The sequence below is a fragment of the Mastigocoleus sp. MO_188.B34 genome, from assembly GCF_030065675.1.
Taxonomy (GTDB): domain Bacteria; phylum Cyanobacteriota; class Cyanobacteriia; order Cyanobacteriales; family Nostocaceae; genus Mastigocoleus.
Genome location: NZ_JASJDK010000096.1, coordinates 14,295 through 33,783, shown reverse-complemented (window position 1 = coordinate 33,783; position 19,489 = coordinate 14,295). Strand labels below are relative to the sequence as shown.

General features: G+C 35.8%; 14 protein-coding genes. 9 read left to right on the top strand and 5 right to left on the bottom strand.

Annotation, left to right across the window (positions count from 1 at the left end; genetic code table 11):
• Positions 1–1,186 precede the first annotated feature (1,186 nt).
• Positions 1,187–2,203, top strand: a complete 1,017-nt coding sequence (locus QNJ50_RS20295; protein ID WP_300638615.1) for a ribose-phosphate pyrophosphokinase — start codon at positions 1,187–1,189, stop codon at positions 2,201–2,203.
• Positions 2,204–2,436: 233 nt separating this feature from the next.
• On the opposite strand, the gene QNJ50_RS20290 is transcribed toward QNJ50_RS20295, so the two are convergent.
• Together QNJ50_RS20290 and QNJ50_RS20285 are read right to left on the bottom strand one after the other, a co-directional pair.
• On the bottom strand, positions 2,437–3,498 hold the full coding sequence (locus tag QNJ50_RS20290; RefSeq protein WP_300638613.1) for a glucokinase: 1,062 nt from the start codon (positions 3,496–3,498) through the stop codon (positions 2,437–2,439).
• An 11-nt stretch (positions 3,499–3,509) separates the two neighbouring features.
• Positions 3,510–4,157, bottom strand: a complete 648-nt coding sequence (locus QNJ50_RS20285) for a histidine phosphatase family protein (protein ID WP_300638611.1) — start codon at positions 4,155–4,157, stop codon at positions 3,510–3,512.
• Positions 4,158–4,376: 219 nt separating this feature from the next.
• On the opposite strand from QNJ50_RS20285, the gene QNJ50_RS20280 reads away from it, so the two are divergent.
• The gene (locus QNJ50_RS20280; RefSeq protein ID WP_300638609.1) at positions 4,377–4,826 is read left to right on the top strand and encodes a phosphotransferase; all 450 of its coding nucleotides are present in this window, start codon (positions 4,377–4,379) and stop codon (positions 4,824–4,826) included.
• Between the two features lie 186 nt (positions 4,827–5,012).
• Complete coding sequence (locus QNJ50_RS20275) at positions 5,013–5,549, top strand: hypothetical protein (protein WP_300638607.1); 537 nt, start codon at positions 5,013–5,015, stop codon at positions 5,547–5,549.
• A gap of 192 nt (positions 5,550–5,741) precedes the next feature.
• On the opposite strand, the gene QNJ50_RS20270 is transcribed toward QNJ50_RS20275, so the two are convergent.
• Positions 5,742–6,476, bottom strand: coding sequence for an amino acid ABC transporter ATP-binding protein (locus tag QNJ50_RS20270; protein ID WP_300638605.1), 735 nt, complete (start codon positions 6,474–6,476; stop codon positions 5,742–5,744).
• 884 nt (positions 6,477–7,360) lie between these two features.
• On the opposite strand from QNJ50_RS20270, the gene QNJ50_RS20265 reads away from it, so the two are divergent.
• Complete coding sequence (locus QNJ50_RS20265; RefSeq protein ID WP_300638603.1) at positions 7,361–8,182, top strand: PEP-CTERM sorting domain-containing protein; 822 nt, start codon at positions 7,361–7,363, stop codon at positions 8,180–8,182.
• A gap of 571 nt (positions 8,183–8,753) precedes the next feature.
• On the opposite strand, the gene QNJ50_RS20260 is transcribed toward QNJ50_RS20265, so the two are convergent.
• The gene (locus QNJ50_RS20260; RefSeq protein ID WP_300638601.1) at positions 8,754–10,208 is read right to left on the bottom strand and encodes an ABC transporter substrate-binding protein/permease; all 1,455 of its coding nucleotides are present in this window, start codon (positions 10,206–10,208) and stop codon (positions 8,754–8,756) included.
• A 228-nt stretch (positions 10,209–10,436) separates the two neighbouring features.
• Between QNJ50_RS20260 and tilS the strand changes: the two genes are divergently transcribed.
• Positions 10,437–11,447, top strand: coding sequence for a tRNA lysidine(34) synthetase TilS (tilS, locus tag QNJ50_RS20255; RefSeq protein ID WP_300638599.1), 1,011 nt, complete (start codon positions 10,437–10,439; stop codon positions 11,445–11,447).
• A gap of 26 nt (positions 11,448–11,473) precedes the next feature.
• Here tilS and hmpF read toward each other — a convergent pair whose 3' ends face one another.
• Complete coding sequence (gene hmpF / locus QNJ50_RS20250) at positions 11,474–13,210, bottom strand: pilus motility taxis protein HmpF (RefSeq protein WP_300638597.1); 1,737 nt, start codon at positions 13,208–13,210, stop codon at positions 11,474–11,476.
• 782 nt (positions 13,211–13,992) lie between these two features.
• Here hmpF and QNJ50_RS20245 point away from each other — a divergent pair.
• The 4 genes from QNJ50_RS20245 to QNJ50_RS20230 all read left to right on the top strand — a co-directional run bounded on the left by QNJ50_RS20245 (position 13,993) and on the right by QNJ50_RS20230 (position 19,447).
• Positions 13,993–15,156: a DUF4388 domain-containing protein gene (locus tag QNJ50_RS20245; RefSeq protein ID WP_300638595.1), complete on the top strand. Its 1,164-nt coding sequence runs from the start codon at positions 13,993–13,995 to the stop codon at positions 15,154–15,156.
• A gap of 235 nt (positions 15,157–15,391) precedes the next feature.
• The gene (locus tag QNJ50_RS20240; protein WP_027841428.1) at positions 15,392–15,757 is read left to right on the top strand and encodes a response regulator; all 366 of its coding nucleotides are present in this window, start codon (positions 15,392–15,394) and stop codon (positions 15,755–15,757) included.
• Positions 15,758–15,770: 13 nt separating this feature from the next.
• Entirely contained in the window at positions 15,771–16,307 is a 537-nt protein-coding gene (locus QNJ50_RS20235) for a chemotaxis protein CheW (RefSeq protein ID WP_300638592.1), read from the top strand.
• Positions 16,308–16,360: 53 nt separating this feature from the next.
• Complete coding sequence (locus QNJ50_RS20230; protein WP_300638590.1) at positions 16,361–19,447, top strand: methyl-accepting chemotaxis protein; 3,087 nt, start codon at positions 16,361–16,363, stop codon at positions 19,445–19,447.
• The last annotated feature ends 42 nt before the right edge of the window (positions 19,448–19,489 follow it).

Here is a 19,489-nt window from a genome sequence, read left to right as displayed (position 1 = left end):
GATTGGCGTATTTTAAAATACGCCAATCACTGATTTTGATACTTTCTATGTAGTTAATACTTCGATGTGCTTGATACTGAAATATGGGTAATATAAAGATAAACTCAATCGAAAATATCAATAGGTATAATTTTTAGTACATAAAAACTATAAGCAACTTTGTGACTGAATACCCATAAGTCAAAAATATACATTAAAAGCTTTAAAGAAGCATATAGCATATTAATGCCACAAATATGCAATGAAAATAATTAAATGCAGCTATTTTTATCAAATTTTGAGATTATATATCTAATTTTTTACTTAACCAAAAAATAATTAAATACTCAACAAGTTTCGTAATTTATGACTAATTAATAGAAGTCTTAAATGTAGCTTGTAATTCCTCAAAATATGTTTATACAGATAATTTTTCTGTTGTCAAGATTGAATACCTTGGATTTTCAATCATTAGCTCTCGAGAACCCAGTAAGAAAGCAAAAATATTATGAATTTATGGTATGGCAACTAATATGATTCAGATTCTTATTAGTCAATAGTAGTGAGAAAATCTATGAAGAATTTTGCTATTTTGTGTTGAATAACCTTCATCATGTTAAGTGGTCTTACATAAAGTCTTTATATTCTTCTAGGTTATGCTATCAGTTAGAAGTATAGATTTTTCATATTGCACATTTTGCTTTTTATTTAGCATCCAGCATAAATTATATAAAAATCTATAATCCTTATTACACAAAGAATATAGCTGATTATCATAAACTGTAAGCACAATAAGCATAATATAATACCAAATTTTTTATTAGCATATTGGGTAGAAAAATGATAGATTTTCATATACTCGCAATTACAGAATTTAATACTCAAGTCGTTAATTCTCTATGCTGACCTACAATTGTAAATTATCATCTGCTACTAGTTAGTTGATTGGAGTATATTTTAGATATTGCACAAGTGCTTTCCTGATGTTGAACACTTATGTGAACATTACCCTTAACATCTGGTCAATAAAATTTGCATACAACTAAGCAGTCAATGGCTAATTAGTTAAAAGATATCAGAATACACAAAATGTAGTTTTATGAAAAAATGTTTAAAGATTAGAACAAATATTTTGGGAAATCTTCCAAGACAAATCTAATAATATTTCAGTTAAAGAAGCTAAATATCTAATGATAATATTATTGCTATGAATGCACATCGAGGAACTGCTGTGCTCAGTACTGCAACTTTAAAAGTGCAACCAACAACAACAGAATTATCAGACAATCATCGTCTGCGGTTGTTTTCTGGCTCTGCAAATATACAACTGTCTCAAGAGGTTGCTCGTTATCTGGGCATGGACTTGGGACCAATGATTCGCAAACGATTTGCGGATGGCGAACTTTACGTTCAAATTCAGGAATCTATACGGGGCTGTGATGTTTATCTAATCCAGCCCTGTTGTCATCCTGTGAACGATAATTTAATGGAATTACTAATTATGGTTGATGCTTGCCGTCGAGCATCCGCACGACAGGTAACTGCAGTAATTCCTTATTACGGATATGCTCGCGCCGATCGCAAAACAGCCGGACGAGAATCAATCACTGCTAAACTGGTGGCTAATCTCATCACAGAAGCAGGTGCAAGCCGTGTTTTGGCTATGGATTTACATTCGGCTCAAATCCAGGGGTATTTTGATATCCCGGTCGATCATGTTTATTCCGTACCCGTATTACTTGAATATCTATCAACAAAACAACTTTCTGATATTGTTGTAGTTTCTCCAGATGTTGGTGGCGTCGCACGGGCAAGAGCATTTGCCAAAAAGCTGGGTGATTCCCCATTAGCAATTATTGACAAGCGTCGTCATGCTCATAATGTAGCTGAGGTACTTAACGTTGTTGGTGATGTCAAAAACAAAACAGCAGTTTTAGTCGATGACATGATAGATACAGCAGGTACAATCTCTGAAGCTGCGCGTTTACTACGTAAAGAGGGAGCCCGTCAAGTTTATGCTTGTGCTACCCATGCAGTCTTTTCTCCACCAGCCATTGAGCGACTCTCAACCGGTTTGTTTGAAGAAATAATTGTTACTAATACAATTCCCATTCCTGAAAGCGCTCGTTTCCCGCAACTCAAGATATTGTCGGTAGCAAATCTTTTAGGAGAAACTATCTGGCGCATCCATGAGGATAGCTCAGTAAGTAGTATGTTTCGCTAGATAACTTTCCTCTAGATCTTTTGTCATATGTATTACTAAGTAATTTGACATACTAAGAGGAAGCCTTGTGTAGAGGTGTGAAATACATCTCTACACAAGATTTATGGCGGATAATTCATAACTATTAATACACCGTTAGTGAATCCGCAGATGTGTTTTTTTGAATTGCGAGCATCAATAATAGGTTTACTGATTATAAATTTTCAATGACAGATTAACAATCGATAAATTGTTTACAATCTGGCTGCAGAAATCGCCGCACCAATTAATCCCACCTGTGAGTTAAGAATAATATGCACGGGTATCTCTGTGAGAATGCTACGCATCCTACCTTTTTGAGTAAAATTTAATAAAAAGCTACCTTCTTGCAACAGAGAAAGTATTTTTGGTGCGATCCCACCAGCAACATACAAACCACCATAGGGTAGAAGCTTTAATGCTAAATTTCCTGCTTCTGCTCCATAAGCTTCAATAAATATCTGCATGGTTTGTTCAGAAATTCGATCACGCTTTTCTAAAGCTGCAGTACCAATTACAGCCCCAGGATCGATACTTTTTTCTGTTTGTCCGGCTTGTTCCTCCCAACTCCGAATCATTTGAGCAATATCTGGGGATTCTCGTTGCATTTTGCGATCAGCCACGCGGCTGCGCCGATCGCGTAAAAATTGATAGATAGCAGCGATTCCCAAACCAGAAACCACTCTTTCCACTGATACCCGTTGAATATCATGTTTATCCATCAGATATTTCAACAGTTGGAATTCCAATTCGTTACGGGGAGCAAAATCCGAATGTCCCCCTTCCGAAGCAAAAACTTGATGGGTATCTCCTTGTTTAACTAAAAAGCCCTGTCCCAATCCCGTACCTGCACCAATAATACCAATAGGTGCATCTGGGTTTGGTTTCCCTGCTTGCAAAGTAAATACATCTTCTTTTGTTAAACCTAAAATTCCATAACCAACAGCAGCAAAATCATTGATGAGTAAAACACGAGCTATACCCAAATCTTCCTGCAATCGTTCCCCATCTAAAAACCAAGCCAAATTAGTTAACTTAGCCGTATTATTAGTTACAGGGCCAGCGATTGCAAAACAAGCCTTTTCAGGTGTCACTTCTTGTGCTGTTGATTTACCAGCTTCGGCTATAAACTGTTCAACCATTGGAACCAAATCTGGGAAATCTTGACTGGGGTAGCGTTCCTCATAAATTGTCTTGAATTCAAAATCTGGGGAAACCTCCACCAATCGCAAAATGGTTTTTGTACCGCCAGTATCTCCTGCCAATAATAAAGTCATTGCTGCTTTTACTAATTAAATCTAACCACTTCCTCAACATTATTTAAATGGGAAGTATCTCCTTTTAGTTCTAGCAGCCATTGGCCTTCTTGACGCACAACTTTCACTAAAGAACACAATGAAGCTTTAACTTCGGCGATCGCAATATCTCCGACTAAACCCATAGCAGCTCCCAAGACTGAAGCACCATGAGCTACCATCAAAATATTATCTGGGGAACACTCTTGCACCAAACATCTCGCCGTTTGTCCGGAACGTTGTCTGACCTGATGCTTTGTTTCTGGATATTTTGCAGCAATCCGAGGTGTATAACCGATATCAATTCTAGGAAACAATTTTAATAATTCAGTCAAAGAATGTTTTTCTGGTTCCTCCGTCATCCAGTCTGGATTTAACCATTCACTCAAACCAGTTTCCAAGTAAATTGGTAAATCTAATACTTCTGCGACTGCATGTGCTGTTTGTACAGTACGCAAAAATGGTGAAGCAAAAATATGAGAAATTTTTTCTCTTTTCATACGTTGAGCTAACTGACTTGCTTGTACGAGACCATCATCTGATAATGGGGGATCGTAACGCCTTTCAGCAGTGATAAACCAATCAGGGTTAACAAAATCTAGACGATTAGCATGTCTTGCAATCCATACAACTTGACTCATGCAGAGATTCCCAGTAAAAAAGTTTAGCCCAAGAACGCGGGTTGTAAATAAAATATTACGCCATTTTTGTAATATTACGTAATATTTTCGCTACTGAATCTGCATTGATTTTTAAAGTGTAATTTAGTTGACCTATACTTATGAAGTATTTATAGCTGTTGATTAACGGGACTTAGACATTTTTTTGTTCAAAAAATAGCCTCAAAGCTTCATACATCAATGGTTTTACGTCGAATTATCGCTATCAACAGTCAAGGTTTTATATCATTTATTCGTGAAGCTCTGATTGATGGTACTGGACATCAACGTTTGGGTTTGGAATTAACCAAAAAATTTTGGCATTTTGTCCAAAAAAAGGCATATATTTTAGATGAAATAAATACTCACACCCCTTGTTTAGTCGATTCTGACTACGGTGGTTCAAATATTTTAATGCAAGTAACTCAGAAAGGATGGACTGTGAGTGGAATATTAGATTGGGAGTTTGCTTATAGTGGTTCAACTCTCGCTGACATTGGACATATTTTACGTTACCCATTAAGTGCGAAAAATAGATTTGAGCAAAATTTGATTGATGGTTTTGTGGAAAATGGTGGTTTTTTCCCAATTAAATGGAAAGCTATGAGCAAACTGCTAGACTTGCTTGCTTGGGTTGAATTTCTCAACTGACCAACTCAAAGGAGAAATGTCATAATTTCAGCACGAAAGACGATCTCAGATACCATCGATGAGTTGTCATATTTATAGCTCAAACTCCCTTATTTTTAGTAAAAAATATTATTATGATAGATAATTATTTGTTTAAAGTGGGTAGTCTAAATCTAAGGGACACAGCACAGCAAACAGAAAAATAAGGTGTTATCAGATTTAGAATTAATTGAAGCATTCATAAAGAACTCAATTGAGGGAAAAGAAGTATTACTTTCCAACCCAAACTTGCGGGGTGAAAAAATATACGATAGTAACCACTTATCTTCTAAAGGTGAAGGTCTGTTGCTTACCTTCAGGCTGAATGATAAATTACCTGTTGTTCACCTGAAAGAAGGCACATCGTATTGGGAATCTATTAATCAATTTTTGGTAGCTCATAATTATCTTATGTTCGGTAAAATTGATAACAGGAGGTTCTACAATTATCAATACGTGCAATTACCTAAAGGTTATAAGGGAAATTGTACAAAAGCAGTACTCCTGTGGCGTTCTTGGTGGAAATATCGCCACAAAATACTCAAAGGAGGAATTCCTTTAGAAATGCTGATTCGAACCAGAAATACCTGGTATCCGATCAAGAACGTAGAATGTGGACATGGTCTAATTTATATTCAAACACTAGGTCAAGAAATTCCACTTCATGGTAATGATTTAGTTGTATGGCTTCACAAGACAAATTGAAGAATTAGAGTCAGTTTAAATTCTGCTGGCACTAACTTCTGCTTGTATAATTATTTAAAATTTTTGATAGGTATTTGATTTTGCAGCGAAAGTGTTTGGTTGTTTATGTATTTTCCGTATGAACTGTTAAATTCCACACGATAACAATAAATTTATGATTAATCTAATTTTTACCTTACTGAATATTAAATACTAAAGCATTTTATTCAAAAACTGTTGAGCGCGTTCACACTTTGGAGAGTGAAAAAAATCCTGCGGAGAATTATCTTCAGCCAAAACTCCTCGGTCTAGAAATATAATTCGACTAGCGACTTCTCTTGCAAAACCCATCTCATGAGTCACGATCGCCATTGTGATTCCCGTTTTAGCTAAACCTTGCATCGCTTCTAAGACATCCTTAACCATTTCTGGATCTAAAGCAGAAGTTGGTTCGTCAAATAAAATAACTTCTGGTTCCATGGCAAGTGCTCTGGCGATCGCGACCCTTTGTTTTTGTCCACCTGATAGTTTTGCGGGATAAACATTAGCTTTTTCTGCTAATCCTACTCGTTCCAAAAGTTCCATCCCTTTAAGTTTTGCTTGATTTTTTTCTATTCCCTTCACTTTGATTGGTGCATAGGTGATATTTTCTAATGTTGTCATATGGGGAAATAAATTAAAGTGTTGAAATACCATCACCAAGCGCTGACGAATTTTGGCAATATTAGCTTTAGGATGGGTAATTTCTCGAACATGAAAATAAACTTTTCCTGTGCTTGGACGCTCCAATAAATTGATGCAGCGTAAAAAAGTAGATTTTCCAGAACCACTTGCACCAAGAATTGCTACTACTTCACCTTGGTAAATTTCTGTGGAAATACTTTTTAAAACTTCGAGCTTCCCAAATGATTTACTTAAATTTTCGGTTTTTAGTATTATTTTGTTCATGATTAATTGATACTCGATAAGTAAATACTAAAATATAATTCATCTTAGCTTTACTTTATTTTCTTACTTATTTTACTTTTTCAGTAATTTAAATTTGGCAATATTTATAAATTACTTCAAATTTAAATCCAGATTTTTTATAGTAATAGCAATCCTAAATCATTTGTGTTAGTCGCATCAAAGATGTTTGCACGCAGCAAAGCCGTTTGGACGCACTACGTGAACAGCTTGCTGCGTCAAAACACGTAAGCGTACCGTAGCGTAGATAAAAATGTAAAAATCAATATTGTAGAGACGTGACGTGTCACGTCTTTGCAGAGTTTAGTGGTTCACAAATCAAATATGATTATACCAATTTCATTTAGTTAGGCTACACTTACGAAATTTAATTACCGGATATGATTTTCACCTCATGCATTATCTGTAGCTTGAATTTAGGAAATTGGTATTACTACAGATATAAAATTTACAATTAGTATTTCTACAGATTTTATTATAATCAGACATTCAAGTATAAAATTCAGGGTAAGCGCAAGAAAAATTGACCCAAAATGTGTTTGTGCTGTGGAGCAATGATTACGGGCATATTTCCTAGAATTATTGCATTTAATTATCGATATTATCGACAATATTCCTTTCTTATTGATTCTTGCGTTTACCCTGGTATAAAATGTTTACCCTATACGTTTTTTCTTTTCATTATCATGATTTTTGTCAGTATTTTCTCTGTTTCTAAAATCAAAAAATATAAGTTTAATTCACTCAAAATATATTTGATATTTAAAAGTTTTTCACCCAATCATAAGAAAATGATTTTAATATGATTAGTGTGGATAAGAAATGAAAGTGTTTCTTCATTTATTAATAAGAAGAGAAGAGAAGAGATGATTGCAATTAAAATCACAAAAACTTTTACTAAAATTGGTATTATTGCAGCTAGTTTAGCAACTTTGTCTGCAGCGACAATGAAAGAAGCTCAAGCATCTTCTTTTATCAATTTCGAAACTGTACCAGGTAGTAATCCAAGTGATAACTTAGCGATTTCTAATCAATTTTCCAGTCTTGGAGTTAACTTTGGTATTGATAACAATTTTGATGGTATCGCTGATGCTGGTTTATTACCTCAATTAGAGAAAGTTGGTCAAACTTCTGGCGATAGCATTCAAGGTTTTGTAAATGGAGGAAAAGGTAATGATGTCGCTGAAGCAGGATATGAAGGTAGATTAGGAGACTATTTCCTCAGAACAGCAGGTTTGGGAGGAAATGGAGGTGCGCTTTTAATTAGTTATGATCAAGCAACTCAAGCAGCATCAGGTGAACTTTGGGACATTGATGGTAATAGTAACGGTGCGAGAAGTGAGCAATGGGAGGTTCAACTCCTTGGTCAAGATAAATCAATTCTTGATACTATCACTAGTCCTTTGGGAACAAACAGCCAAAATCATCTAGCAGGGGGAGAATTGGACGGAAAGCCTTGGTTATTCTCTTTTAAGCGTGCTCAAGCTGATGTTTATGGTATTCGTTTTAAGTTTACCGGTAACAGCGACCCCTCTAAAGTCGGACTAGCATTTGATAACTTCTCCGCTCGCTCTGCAGAATCTCAAAGTGTACCTGAACCAGTTTCTCTATTAGGTATATTCGCTATTGGTATGCTGGGTAGTGGCTCATTACTAAAGAAAAAGTTGCAAAAAGATACTATCTCTTAAATATTTCCAAGTTAGATATTTCCAAGTTAGATATTTCAAACTTAAACATTTCCAAAAGATAAACAGGGAAAAATAACAGTAATTATCACACCTAATTCAGAAGGGAGCTTGTTGAACGAGTTTTGCTGACTCTTTTCCCAAATAATTAATTGCTTCGCATTTTATTAAAAAAGGGTATATTGCACATTTATTGCAACCGCATCTACGTTATTTATTTAGGGCTTGCTGAAAAAGTAGAGTTTCGCGAATCTAGAAGCCACAGAGCTTGCAAAATATTAGTTTCGTCCCTTGGTTTCTAATTTACCTAGGGATATCAGGGAATAAAGTGCAAGGTTTTTGAGACTATAAATGTTATTTCCTTGCACTTGTTTGACACAAAAAAGCTTAAAACCCTTACCTGTGATAATTTACAAGTTTATTCAGCAAGCCCTATTTATACGTTCAGAAACCAAATAAGCACTCAATTCTCATGTATCCCTATCTACGAGTTATGGGGATATTTTTTATTCTCCTGCAATTTTTTAACACGATTTAACTAATTTAGAACATTAATAAATACTGAAATCTATGATTATTCACTTTGTCTCAATCTTTTTTCCAAAGCCGAAGCGCCAAAAGTCAAACCCATAACTAAAAGATAATAAATTAATCCCGCAAATAGCAAAGGTTCAAAATATATGTATTTATTTGCTCCGACAATTTGAGCGCTACGTAAAATTTCTACGACACCAATAGTCGCAACTAAAGAGGAATCTTTTAATAAACCAATTGTTTCATTAACCAAAGCTGGCAAAATATTTTTTAAAGCCTGGGGAAATATAATGTCTACCATCATCATTGGGTAAGGTATACCCATGGAAATTGCTGCTTCTGTTTGTCCCTTATCTACAGCTTGAATTCCACCCCGGATAGTTTCTGACATATATGCTCCGGAATTAAGGGTAAAACTAAAGACGCCTGCTTGCAAAGCTGAAATGTCGTAACCCGTAAGTTGGGGTGTAGCAAAGTAAATTAAGGATAATTGTAAAAGTAGGGGTGTACCTCGAAAAATAGAAGTGTAAGCATTTGCGAACCAAGTTAGAAATTTGATTCGAGAAATTTTTAATAGGGAAAGTAAAGTACCCCAAATTAAACCCAGAAAAACTGATAAAAAAGTAAATAATAATGTGGTAGGAATACCTTGGAGGATAAAAGGAATGTCTGGAATAATTCTTCTAAAATCTAAATTTAGAGTTTTTTGAGGATCTTCTGCTGTTATAGATTTTGCATCTTTTGCAACGCTCTGAGCAAACCACTTTTTTGCTAATTTCTCTAACTCATCATTATCTTTCATCTTTTGTAAAACCTGGTTAAATGGTTTCACTAAAGAAGAACCCTTAGGAAAAGCAATTGCAGAACCTGAAGCATCTTCAGCAGAAGGAATAACATTTAATTGTAAACTTGGATTTACTTGTATCGAGCCTCGGGCTACGTTATCTTCAATAATTGCAGCATCAATACGCCCAGATTTTATTTCCTGAATGATTTCGGGTACTCTGTTGAGTCGCTTTATTTGGATACCAGGTACTTTAGCAGCTATTTTCTTCGCATTTTCTTCCTGAATAGTCCCTAATTGAACGCCGACCTTTTTACCTGATAAATTTTGTGTATCTGTAATATTACTGTCTATAAGACTGACTATGGTATCTTTTGCCTCATAATAAACGATAGAAAAATCTACATTTTGACGGCGTTGAGGAGTTGGAGTCATCCCAGCCATGACAAAGTCTGCACGATTAGCTTGTAGTGCTGGAATTAAACCATTAAAATCAGCTTCTGTAACCTTGAGAGTAAATCCTAACTCGGCAGCAATATAGTTTGCAATATCAATATCAAAACCAACAATTTGACGTTTGCCTTCCCTGGTATCGTAAAACTCGTAAGGGGGATAATCAGGAGAGGTAATCATTGTTAGGGTTTCTTTACCAACTAACGAAGCTGCTTGTAAATAATTATTATTTAAAATGATGGAAATAAATGCCACCATAAATATTGATAGCAGAGTTAGTAAGAATAATTTGGGTTTTATCATCAGCTTAGTACTTACACATAGTAATATTAATTGATTTGCGAACAGATAAATCCCGTAGAGACGCAACATGATGACCTGACGTTCATGCTGCACTAATGCGTTTTAATTTCTGAAAGTATCTTTGAGATATACAAAATAGAAAATAGCAAATAATACTGTTAACTGATAACTGATAACTGATAAATGTCTTCCGCTTTTTCTTGGACTTCTTTCCACGCCAAAATACATCGTATAATCCGCGTTCGTCAACTATTGGAACCCAATCAAAGAATACTAGTTGCAGTTTCTGGCGGACAAGATTCCCTATGTTTAATTAAATTACTCTTAGATTTACAATCAAAATGGGGTTGGCATTTGGGTATAGCTCATTGCGACCATCGCTGGCGTAGCGATTCACAAGCGAATGCTCAACACGTAGCTAATGTAGCCCGAAATTGGGATACTACTTTTTATTTACAAACAGCTAGCGAAGATTTAAGTATAAATAGTGAAGCAAAAGCCAGAAATTGGCGCTATCAAGTTTTAACTGACATCGCTCGAAAAAATAATTATAACTGCATCGTTACTGGACATACCGCCAGCGATCGCGCTGAAACTTTACTTTATAATTTGATGCGAGGTTCCGGTGCAGATGGTTTACAAGCTTTGAATTGGAAACGTCCTTTAGAGGGGGATATTATGTTAGTGCGTCCCCTTTTAGAAATTACCCGGACTCAAACAGGAAAATTTTGCCAAGATTTACAATTACCAGTATGGGAAGATTCAACCAATCAAGATTTAAAATATGCTCGCAACCAAATTAGACAGGAATTAATACCCTATTTACAGAAAAACTTCAACCCACAAGTTGAGTCCGCACTTTTTCAAACAGCAGAACTTTTGCAGGCTGAAGTAGAGTATTTAGAGGAAACAGCTAGAGAATTACAGAAACAAGTAATTATTCGGGAAAATATTATTCGAGAAAATTCAGATATTGTTCAGATAAATCGCCACATATTAAAAAACGTACCCCTCGCCTTGCAACGAAGGGTAATGCGCCAAATATTACAACAAATAATGCCTCATGCTCCTTCTTTTGAACATATTGAAAAACTCACTAGCTTAATTCAAGCACCAAATCGTTCTCAAACCGATCCATTTCCAGGTGGAAAAATAGCTAAAGTAGAAGGCGATCGAATTATTTTTGAGTTTTAATTTGTTCCCGTTTTCCGTCCCCTTTTTTATGATGCAACTAGTTCTGGCTCAACCAATAAGCTATCTATTATTTGGCGCATTTCAGCAATTGCTTGTAATTTAGCATCTTCTAATTCTTGGGATTCCCCTAGTGTATTAGCAATCCCTTGTAACTGCTCGCGTAAATTATTCAGGTAATCTTGTATTGGTAATAATACCTCTTGAAAGATATTCAACTTACCTGAAGATTCAGCTGTTTTAGTCCGTAAAGAAAGTAAGTTTTCTTTAATTGTTTGGATTTCTTGACCCTTACTTTCTTGTTCTTGAGTAAGAGAGTCAACAACATTTTCTACTTCCTTAATACTAGAAAGTATTTGTTCAATTTCAGATTCTAAATTTCTTATATCTTCTGAATGCTGTTGTTGCTGAACTTTCAATTCACTAAGAATAGGTGTCAAATCAACAGTATTATCTGTTGTATCATTACCGTTTGTATTACCCTGTCTCCGATCTAATACAATTTGATGTCCTTCCAATAGAGATTGACGTTCTGATAAACTACGGCGTTGTCCAACCAGAGTTTCATTTAACATCTGGTAACTATCTTTTTCATCTTGAAGTTCTGTTTCTAAACCTGAACGCTCTTCATCTTTTGCTTGAGCAATTTTTTGTTCTAATTCTGTTATTGTTTCCTGTTTATAATTTAATTCGTGTTCTTGTTCTTCAACAAAACTAGAATCGATTTTTAGCTTATCCTCTAATTCTTTAACTTTTTGTTGTAACTCTTCTAAGGACATATTTTCCAACGCTTTAACATCTATATCCCCACTAAAGAGCGTATTCCCTGGTATAGCTAATGGTTCAAGCTGTTTGTGTAACTCTTCTGAACGTTGCAATTGTTCTTTAAGTATTTGAACTTTTTCCTGTTTACTGTCTAGGATTGCTGTCTCAATCTGTAATTGCGATCGCTTATTATCCAGATTATTCTTAACCTGCTCCCATTGATTTTGATATTCGGTTAATTTTTGTGATAACTCGTCTACCTCAGTTTGAGAGATATTAATTTCGTTATGTTGTTGTTCTAATTGCTCCAAGTAAGGATTTAAAACAGCTTGCTGATTATCAATAATTTCAAATGCTTGTTGAAGACAACTTCCTAATTCTTCCGTTGGAGTACTAGGATTTGACATCCGCTCGAGTAAATCTGCAAGTAACTGTGATTTATCTCGATCTAAAACTGGTTGCTGTTTAATTCCAGATTTATACTCCTCAATTAACCGTTGTTCCCCCCGTAAATGTTCCCAAGCTCCTTCTAATTCCTCGCGATTGCGTTCGATTTCTGCTTGTAAATTTTGAATCTCTTCATGTTGAGCATCAAACTGTTGTTGTTTTTCTTCGAGGTGTTGAAGCTCTTCTAAACGCGTCTCCATCTCCATTTCTCGACGGTTAAACTCTTGCGCCTGAAATGTTAGAGACTCTTTCCATTGATCTATTTCTTGCTCTTTATTTTTGAACTTTTCCAATTGTCGGGAAAAATTCTGCAAAATATTCACCAATGGATGTCCAGCTTCCTGAATTCGCTGTACTTGATGGCTGGAATTAATTTCTACCAGGACAAGAACACCATCATTTAATTTGCTTGCTTCCTCGGCTCCGATAGTTTCTTCTGAAACAGTTGTCCAACTTTGATCTTTGCGCTGACACGCAAGTAGCTTTAGTCCAGTTTTAGAACTACTACCGAGTAAACCACCTTTTTGTTTTTGTACCTCTGCTAAATACAACACACTTTTTATTCCTGTAATTTTTGGTAAAGCACTTAACTCATCAGGACTTACGCGAATCTTCCAACTAAATATGGAAGTATGGGAAGAGTTAAGAATCGCAAATTTTGAATTACTGATTCTTACTTTCCTTTGATGCGTAAGCCCTAATTGTTTTATTGCTGTATATATCTTCTTTTAATTCCTTCGATTGTCTTGCTTGATTCAAGTTAAGAGAAGCAAAACAGACAAAATATATTTAGGATTTACATTTTTTGAACATAACAATAAGGTTTTTGAAATTTGATTCTCTTTCAAAATTATTTGATTGGAATGCTTATGCAAACTCTAATATGTATTTTTCATGTAAGAATATTAGGCTAGACTACAAATAAAATCACCTATTAATTAAAATCACCTATTAATTCACTATATTTTGTCTTGTTATTAGCCCACTAGGCTACCGTGTTATCACTCAGTTTTATATTATTAATTTATTATGATTTGCGAGTTCTTAGTGTTGAATTACACTAATAAAGAACAAGAAAATAGGATTTAAGTAGAATTGGCACAAAATATATAAATAAATACCACTGTTTATTATTTTAGGAGCCATTATTACTTGGTGATTTACTCCAAATTAATGACAATCTGGAGTAAATTACTGTGCCAAAGTTTCATCGGTTGAGGTTATGCTTATTGACCCCAAAAAATCACCTTAAGATATAACTCTGTATCAATGTTACTAATCTTGAATAGTGTTACTTGTAAGTAATTTTCAATTAAATAATTTTTTGATGAAATAAATGCAGGGAAATTTAAATGAGATAGATATCCGTAGCCTTTTAAAACTGATCGAACTAGGTCAACGTAGTGGATTCCTATGGGTTGAAACTGATAATAACACCGGGAAAATAAACTCTTACTACCAAATACAAGAAGAAAAATCCCAATGGTTAATATTTTTTGATAATGGTCAAATTATCTACGCTGTTGAAGGGCAAAGTGATACATCCAAAATTGATGATTATTTGCGCTACTACCGCATTAAGGATTGGCAAAATCGCATTGAGTTAGCTTCCTTATCATCTTCTGTTATTCCAGAGTATGGATACCTGTGGGCACTCCTAGAACAAAAAATTATTACACCCAATCAAGCTAGAAATATTATTTACAGTCTGGTATCTGATGTTTTGTTTGATTTGTTTTCTTTACATCAAGGTAGCTTTTCATTTTGTAATGTTTTAGTTCTGGAACCCCAAGTAACAACTTTTGAAATTTCTTCCCTTACAAGTGAAATTAGCCAACAAACACTAGACTGGAAAAAATTATATCCCTATATCCAATCTCCCAGGCAGTTTCCAATACTCACCGATATTGAAAAACTAAGTTCTAATCTTCCCCAACCAACCGTTAATAAATTAAAGCATTGGGCTGATGGTCAAACCTCCTTGCGTCAACTAGCTCGCTGTCTCAATAAAGATACTGTGACTGTAGCTAAGGCAATTTATCCTTACATGCAAGATAATTTAGTAAGAATGGTATATTCAAATACTAGAAAACTTTCTATACAGCACCAGCCGAATCAAAAGAATCGGATTGTTTGCATTGATGATGTAGTTAATACTGCGAAAAGTATTGAGTCCACCCTACATGCAGGAGGTTATGATGCGATCGCGATAACTAGTCCTTTAGAAGCAATAGGTCAAATTTTCAACATTAAACCCGATTTAATTTTTTGTGCTTTTACCATGTCAGACTTAGATGGATGGGAAATTTGTGCAATGTTACGCAACTCAAGCACTTTCCGTAAAGTTCCAATTATTATCCTAGGTACTTCGTGCAAATTTATCGATCGCATGAGAGCCAAAATGATTGGAGCAACAGATTATTTAAGCAAGCCTTTTCAGAATCATGAGTTACTCGTTCTGGTAGATAAATACCTTCAAAGCCAACCAGCTTTCAAGTAATTAACCTAGAACTAGTCAGGATTAAAGTAATAAAAAAAACACAATACTTGTTATTTTTATAAAATGTAGGGTAAAAAATATTATCAACATAACTAAAACTTCATCTCATAATTGCAATTAGCAATTATCTAGTAAATCATAGATAGTACTAATTAATACATTGAATGTTAAAAAAATGCGGGGAAATCAGGGAATGTTCCATCCTGGGGAAGTCTACGTCAGGAGGTAGGCATTTATGAATACAATTTTGATTGTTGAAGACAGTCTTGCGCAAAGGGAGATGATTACAGATCTCCTGAAAGCCAGTGGCTTAAGTGTTAGCCATGCTAGTGACGGGATGGAAGCACTTGAGACTATACAAGCGACCCGTCCGGATTTAGTGGTTTTGGATATTGTAATGCCCAGGATGAATGGTTACGAAGTTTGTCGTCGCCTAAAATCAGATCCAAAAACTCAAAATGTTCCTGTTGTTATGTGTTCTTCTAAAGGTGAAGAATTTGACCGGTATTGGGGAATGAAGCAAGGTGCAGACGCTTATATCGCTAAACCTTTTCAACCCACAGAATTGGTAGGGACAGTCAAACAACTACTGCGAGGATAAGGATGAAAGCAATATGGTTATGAAACCGGACTTTTTAGGTGGTGGGGGCGTACAAGAAGATGATTTTAGTCCGGAATTACAGGTAGAAAGCCCTGAAGGTGAGTTACATTTACGCTTTTATATTCCTTCGCATCAGGAGTTTGCTTTGCTTGCAACCGGTATAAAGGAGGTGATCGAACTTTCTCCTGACAGAATCACACCAATCCCTAATGCTTCTCCATTGTTGCTGGGTACTCTAAACTTACGAGGTCGAGTGATTTGGGTCGCGGACTTGGGTCAATTCCTTGGGGAGGTAACCCCATTAAATACTGATCGCGCTGAAATATCAGTAATTGCAATTGAAGAGCAAGATACGATTGTGGGTTTAGCTGTAGAGGGAATTGGTGGGATGGATTGGCTAGATATTCAGAACTCAGTCGCACCGAATAATGTACCTGATACAATGGCTCCTTTTTTACGGGGAGAGTGGATACTAGACTCTCAAAAAGGTAATTCTTTGAGATTACTGGATCAAACAGCAATTTTAAGAAGCGCAAGGTGGGCTGGATGAGTTTAAGCTGGAGTAATTTTGGCTGGATGAACTTGGGAGGGAGGAAATAGGAAATGACAGCAAGTTTAAACCCTTACTTTGATAAGTATCAACAAGCTTGTAAAGCTTATGTACAAAAAGACTACAACCAAGCAGTAGCTCTAATTGATGAGGTTGCAGAAAATTTACCAGATGACCCAAATACTCATTTACTTCGGGGTCACATTTACTATGTATTAAATAGATATGAGATTGCACAAACTGAATATCAAAATGTACTAGATTTAACAGACGATCTGGAAATAATTAGTTGTGCGAAGGAAGGTTTGGATAATATTTCCAAATCTCAAGATATCTTTCAAAATATGCCTGAAGATCTATCTGAAGATATTTTAGAAAAAAGTTCTACAAATGTTTCTGAAGTTTCAATCGATCTAAGCTCTAGCTTGAAGGAAAATGACAATTCAGAAATTGGTAACACGGGGGAATTTGCCGATAGTGGTTTTAATTTAAACACCTGGAGTGAATTGTCCCTATCCCAAGGGGAAGTAAATAATCCCTTTGAAATGGCAATGAATGATGGGGAATTGGATGATACGCCTCATTCGAAATTAGACCAAAACTCCAATGAAATTTTTATAGATCCTTTTAGTGCTGACTCGGATATATCTAAATCCAATAATCTAGAAAATAAAGAAGATAATTCAGTTAGTTTAGAAATACCTTCCTTTTTGGAAGATAATGAAAATCTAGAATCAAGTGATATTTTTACTCATAATTCAAAAGATTTAGTCGAACAAAAATCTTCTGGTGAAGTATATAATGAAACCGATGATTTAAATAAATCTCCGTTTGGAGAAACTGACTCATCAATAGATGAGAATTCAAATGAACATTCAGATATCTTCAAGCATGAGTTGGATGAGATAGAAAATAATCAAAGCATTGAATTTAATAATCAGAATTCTGATGATTACACTTTATTTACAAATGGTAGTATTCCGAAAATAGAAGAAGAATTAGCAGAAAGTGTACAAGTTTCGCTGGTAGATAATAGCTCTTTAGACGATATTTCCTTAGATAGTGGTTCTAATAATATTTCTTTAGATGAGCCTTCTGAGGATAATATTTTAGATAATATTGCCCATAGTAGTGAGAATTCTGTAGAAAATACTTTTGAAAGCGTTGCTGAGGTGGATTCTAAGGATGAAATATCAACTTTAGAAAATATTTCCTTAGATGATTCTCCATCAAAAATTTCATCTTCCTTCAGTAGTTTTGACCTTGGCGAACAACAATCGCAAAGTTTTGATTTAGATGGTGATAGTAGTTTCGACCTAGAAGCGTTTGAATCGGCTTTTGCTTCCCAAGATCCTAGTGAAGATAGCAACGCGATAACTGATAGTGATATTGCTCAAAGTAGTAATATTGAATTTTTAGATGATTTTGAAGAATTTGATGATTTAGGTAATATTCCTGGGTTTGACACCCCTGGAGATTCTAGTTTTGGCGATTCCCAAGTCAGTTCTGGTTATTTGGATACCGGTAGCAACTTATCTTCCAGCCAACCACTAGAAGCTCAAAAAAGCAACAATAAATCATCTAGGGATTCCACAGGTGTTGATAGCGAAGCTGAACTATTCAGTATTAACTCTTCCCAAGAAGCAGTTCCAATTTTTACCCAAACAGACATCAAGCATGTTGACCCGCAAGTCAATGTTGAACAAGGAGTTTTGGCTCCCTTAGAAAATGCTCCACTAAACAAAAAGCAATGGCTAATTACTGGTGCTGTGGGTACTGTATCTATGATAGTAGTGGCTGCTGTTACCTATTTGGCTTCCAATTTTAACCCACCTCAGCAACGAGAATCAGTTAGAAATACAGGTTGGGCGATGGCTTTAGCTGCAGGAGTTTCCAGTGCTACAACTACAGGTTTTATGAGTAGCTTGACAATGCGGCAAATTCGCCGGACAACTCAAGACTTGCAAAATCAATTTAATGCTGTGCGTCAAGGTAATCTTAATGTCCAAGCTACAGTTTATTCGGAAGATGAACTAGGACAATTAGCTACCGGTTTCAATGAAATGGCACGGGTAATTTTTACAACAACCCATGAAGCCACCCGCAAAGCCCAAGAACAGGAAGAAGCCAAAGAGAACCTACAACGTCAAGTAATTCGTTTGTTAGACGATGTAGAAGGAGCAGCAAGAGGTGATTTGACGGTACAAGCTGAAGTGACAGCAGACGTACTGGGAGCAGTTGCAGATGCTTTTAACTTAACGATTCAAAATTTGCGCGATATTGTCCAACAAGTTAAAGTGGCAGCACGAGAAGTTACTAAAGGTGCAACAAATTCGGAAACCTTTGCTCGAGCATTATCTAGCGATGCTTTACGTCAAGCGGAAGAATTAGCCGGTACCCTCAATTCAGTACAGGTGATGACTGATTCCATCCACCGGGTAGCAGAAGCAGCAAGAGAAGCAGAAGCTGTTGCTCGTGATGCTAGCGATACAGCTCTTAAAGGTGGGGAAGCGGTAGAAAATACGGTAGCTGGGATCCTAGAAATTCGCGAAACAGTTGCTGAAACCACTCGAAAAGTTAAGCGCTTAGCTGAATCTTCCCAAGAGATTTCTAAAATTGTGGCTTTAATTTCCCAAATTGCTTCTCGGACAAATTTACTCGCACTTAACGCCAGTATTGAAGCTGCAAGAGCGGGCGATGCTGGTAGAGGTTTTGCGATCGTTGCTGATGAAGTACGTCAGTTAGCAGATAAATCTGCCAAATCTTTAAAAGAAATCGAACAAATTGTTTTACAAATTCAAAGCGAAACTGGTTCTGTGATGACTGCGATGGAGGAAGGTACACAACAGGTAATTAAAGGTACTAAATTGGCGGAAGAAGCCAAACGTTCCTTGGAAAATATTATCCACACAGCCAAGCGTATCGATATCCTAGTACGTTCTATTACTGCTGATACTGTCAATCAAACAGATACATCTCGAGCGGTTGCCCATGTGATGCAATCAGTAGAATTAACTGCACAAGAAACCTCCCAAGAAGCACAAAGAGTATCCGGTGCTCTACAGCATTTAGTTGGTGTATCTCGCGATCTCATCTCATCTGTGGAACGTTTCCGTGTAGAAACTGTCCAATCAAAGTAAAGTGAATAAAGTTAAAAGTTCAAATAATTGAGCTATAGTTAG

Bases quoted from the DNA above. Each gene is read 5' to 3' on its own strand.
- QNJ50_RS20295 (WP_300638615.1), top strand. From the start codon at position 1,187: ATGAATGCACATCGAGGAACTGCTGTGCTCAGTACTGCAACTTTAAAA.
- QNJ50_RS20290 (WP_300638613.1), bottom strand. From the start codon at position 3,498: ATGACTTTATTATTGGCAGGAGATACTGGCGGTACAAAAACCATTTTG.
- QNJ50_RS20285 (WP_300638611.1), bottom strand. From the start codon at position 4,157: ATGAGTCAAGTTGTATGGATTGCAAGACATGCTAATCGTCTAGATTTT.
- QNJ50_RS20280 (WP_300638609.1), top strand. From the start codon at position 4,377: ATGGTTTTACGTCGAATTATCGCTATCAACAGTCAAGGTTTTATATCA.
- QNJ50_RS20270 (WP_300638605.1), bottom strand. From the start codon at position 6,476: ATGAACAAAATAATACTAAAAACCGAAAATTTAAGTAAATCATTTGGG.
- QNJ50_RS20265 (WP_300638603.1), top strand. From the start codon at position 7,361: ATGATTGCAATTAAAATCACAAAAACTTTTACTAAAATTGGTATTATT.
- QNJ50_RS20260 (WP_300638601.1), bottom strand. From the start codon at position 10,208: ATGGTGGCATTTATTTCCATCATTTTAAATAATAATTATTTACAAGCA.
- tilS (WP_300638599.1), top strand. From the start codon at position 10,437: ATGTCTTCCGCTTTTTCTTGGACTTCTTTCCACGCCAAAATACATCGT.
- QNJ50_RS20245 (WP_300638595.1), top strand. From the start codon at position 13,993: ATGCAGGGAAATTTAAATGAGATAGATATCCGTAGCCTTTTAAAACTG.
- QNJ50_RS20240 (WP_027841428.1), top strand. From the start codon at position 15,392: ATGAATACAATTTTGATTGTTGAAGACAGTCTTGCGCAAAGGGAGATG.
- QNJ50_RS20235 (WP_300638592.1), top strand. From the start codon at position 15,771: ATGGTTATGAAACCGGACTTTTTAGGTGGTGGGGGCGTACAAGAAGAT.
- QNJ50_RS20230 (WP_300638590.1), top strand. From the start codon at position 16,361: ATGACAGCAAGTTTAAACCCTTACTTTGATAAGTATCAACAAGCTTGT.